Below are 3672 nucleotides of genomic sequence, written 5' to 3'. Positions count from 1 at the left end.
ATTGTTACATCAATCGTTTTTCCATCTTTTCCTGGAATTGTTACAGTAGTTCCTGTAGGATAGTTTGAGCCATCTACTTTCTTAGGTGTTACTGTGACATCTCCAGTACTTGGATTTTGATTCAACTCTACCGTTGGTGTCTTACGAGCTGGTGTTGTTACGTCTACTGGTTTTGATGGTTCTTTATTTGGCTCTGTTACGACACCCTGTCCTGGTAATTCTGCTTTTGGAAGTTGATCATTTGGCACTATTCCAAAACCTTCTTCACCTATCGTTACTACTATTGTTGTTCCATTTTCACCTGGAATTTCTACCTTCGTATCTTTAGGGTACAGTTTTCCGCCTGGTTTAGTTGGTGTTACTACTACATCACCATTGTCCTTACGAGCAATTCCTATCTCAGGAGTTTGTGTTGTAGCAACTTTTGGATTTGTTCCGTTTTTCTTTTCTTCCTCATCCGAAATTCCATCATTATCATCATCTTTATCTGTCACATCTGGATCTCCATCTCCATCTGTATCACGTTGAATAATAACTGGAACTTCAACTCGAATTTCTTCATCACCATTCTTAACTTTAACTGGAATATTTACTTTAAGTTCTTCATCACTACCCCAATTAGGTACGCTTGGTGTTCCTGTTAATTTACCATCTTTATCAACACTTAATCCATTGACTGGGTTTTCTGTTGTAATTGTTGAACCGTCTTTATTCGGTGTGACAACTTTCGGTAATGTTGAAGGAACTGGTGTCTTTTCTGTAACTTTAACTGGATCTGACACTTTTGCAGTTAGATTGTCTGCATTTTTTGGATCTGTTCCATTTACTTTTTCAACTTCATCTGGAATTCCATCGTTATCATCATCTGTATCTGTAACATCTGGATCTCCGTCTCCATCTGTGTCACGTTGGATTGTTACTCGAACTGTTACGTCTTTTTCTTCCGTTACTTCTTGTTTACCATTTTCTGTGAATTTTTCTACAACTTTGGTAACTTTAACAGGAATGTCGATAGTGCGTTCTTCATCTTTGCCCCAGTCATTTACTGTTGGTGTTCCTTCTAGTTCACCTTTATCATTGACTTTTAGACCATTCACTGTTCCATCTGATGTATTTGTTACAATCGTTGAACCTTCTTTATTCGGTGTTACAACTTTTGTTGGAATAACTGGAGTTTTCTCCTTCACTTTTTCTGGATTTGTAACTACTACTTCTAAGTCATTTTCAGCTTTTGGATTTGTTCCGTTTTTATCTTCTACAGTATCTGGGATTCCATCGTTATCATCATCTAAATCGTCAATATCAGGAGTTCCATCTCCATCTGTATCACGTTGGATTGTGACTGGAACTTTTACTGTAGTTTCTTTTCCGTTATTTGTAACTTTAACCGGAATTAAGATATTACGTTCTTCTTCGTCTGTTTTCCAATTATCTACTGTCGGTGTTCCTTCTAGGTTCCCTTCATTATTGACTTTTAAGCCATTCACTGTTCCATCTGGATTATCTGTTATAATCGTCGAATTTGGCATATTTGGTGTTACGACGGTTGTTGGAGTAACTGGTTTGTTCTCTTTAACTTTTTCAGGTTTCGCAACTATTGCTGTTAGATTATCAGGAACTTTTGGATTTGTATTATTTCTTTTCTCCACTTCATCTGGAATTCCATCATTGTCATCATCTGAATCTAAAACGTCTGGAGTTCCATCTCCATCTGTATCTCTCAATACTTTCACTACTACGTTTTTCTTAACTGGATCCTTGTCTGCTGCGTTTGTTACTGTTACTTCGATTGTAACGTTGCGCTCTTCTTCCTCATCTCCCCAGTTTCCGATTGTTGGTTTTCCTGTGACTTTTCCTTCATTATTTACTGTCAATCCATTTACCGTTGGTGCTGTGATTGTACTGTTTGGTTTGTTTGGTGTTACCACTACTTCACTTGTGTACTCTGCTTTTTCTTTCGCGTCTGCTGGAGTACCTACTGTGAAGTCTAACGCTGTTACTACTTTTGGATCTGTTCCATTATTCTTTTCATCTTCATCTGAAATTCCATCGTTATCATCATCTAAATCGTCAACATCTGGAGTTCCATCATTATCTGTATCACGCTGGATTGTTACTGGTACATGTACGGTAACTTCCTCTTTTGGAATTCCATCTTTTTCTCTCGTAATCTTAACAGGGATTGTAATATTGCGTTCTTCTTCTCCGCCGTTCCAATTATCAACTGTTGGTGTTCCTTCTAATTCACCTTTATCGTTCACTTTCAATTCATTTACTGGTTCTGATGGCTCAATTGTTGCATCCGATTTATTCGGTGTTACAACTTTTGGTAAAGGTGTCGGTACTGGAGTTTTTTCTTTCACTTTAGCTGGAGTTGTAACGATTCCTGTCAAGCCATTTGCTACTTTTGGATCTGTTCCATTTCTCTTTTCATCTTCATCTGAAATTCCATCGTTGTCATCATCTGGATCTGTCACATCTGGTGTTCCATCTCCGTCTGTATCACGTTGGATTGTGACTGGTACAATTACGTTAGCTTCTTCCGAACCGTTCTTAACTTTTACTGGGATAGTAATATCACGTTCTTCTTCACCTTCACCCCAAGAGTCTACTTTTGGAGTTCCTGTTAAACTTCCATCATTACCAACTGTTAATCCATTTATAGCAGTTGGTGTTTCAATTGTTGAACCTGCCTTATTTGGTGTGACAACTCCTGGTTCAGTCACTTGTGCATTCTCAGTAACGGTAGATGGTTTCACTGTTCCTGTTAAACCGTATGATGTTGGATTATCTGGTTTGTCGAAAACCTTCGGATCTGTTCCATTTTTCTTTTCTTCTGTATCTGGAATACCATCATTATCATCATCTGGATCTGTAGTGTCTGGTTTTCCATCGCCATCTGTATCACGTAGAATTGTAACTGGTACACTTACTGTAATTTCTTCAGTTCCTTTCGTAACTTTAACCGGAATTGTGATAGCACGTTTTTCTTCATCTTTGCCCCAATTCTCTACTTTTGGTGTTCCAGTTAATTTACCTTCTCCATTAACGGTTAATCCATTCACCTCATCTAGTGTTGCAATCGTTGAGCCATCTTTATTTGGTGTGACAACTTTTTTGGATTCGACAGCATGTTTCTCTATAACTTCATTTGGTTTTGCAACTTCTGCTGTCAAATTCGTAGGTACACTAATGTTCACACTAACGTTATCTGTTGTTTTGTCTGGATATTCTACCACAACAACGGCAGAAACAGTTTGCCCGCCGTGGCTCGTATCTGGTGTAGTTAACCAACGATATTTTGTTCCTTCTGGCAAATCTTGTTTATTCCTAATACTGTCTGCTGCATCAGGTGTTGAATTTTTAGGAACTGTTCTATTTATTCCTACTGGATTATACTTGTCATTTTGCCCTTTGACTACAATTTCAATTGTTTTTTCAGCCTTATTATCATTCTTATCATAAGCTGTAATCGTTACTTTGGCAGTTCCAGGTGTTCCAGTTGGAGTTCCTACAATTTTGCCATCTTCGAATCTTAATCCCTCTGGTAAGTCTTTTACTTCGATTGGAGTATGTTCACGCATTCCAACTCCACCATCATTATCTTCAGCTGTTACTGGAATTGGCGTAATTTCCTCACGACTTGTAACTGTAGCTCCATTAGCTGAAATC

General features: G+C 38.1%; 1 protein-coding gene. It reads right to left on the bottom strand.

The window, feature by feature from the left end; translation table 11 throughout:
• The coding region (locus tag SMIDD26_RS12230) for a Rib/alpha-like domain-containing protein (protein WP_167747475.1) at positions 1 to 3672 on the bottom strand (3672 nt) is incomplete at both ends.

Source organism: Streptococcus mitis (assembly GCF_001579035.1).
Lineage (GTDB): Bacteria > Bacillota > Bacilli > Lactobacillales > Streptococcaceae > Streptococcus > Streptococcus mitis_J.
The sequence above is the reverse complement of the archived record's forward strand: the minus strand, read 5'-3'. Positions and strand labels throughout refer to the sequence as shown.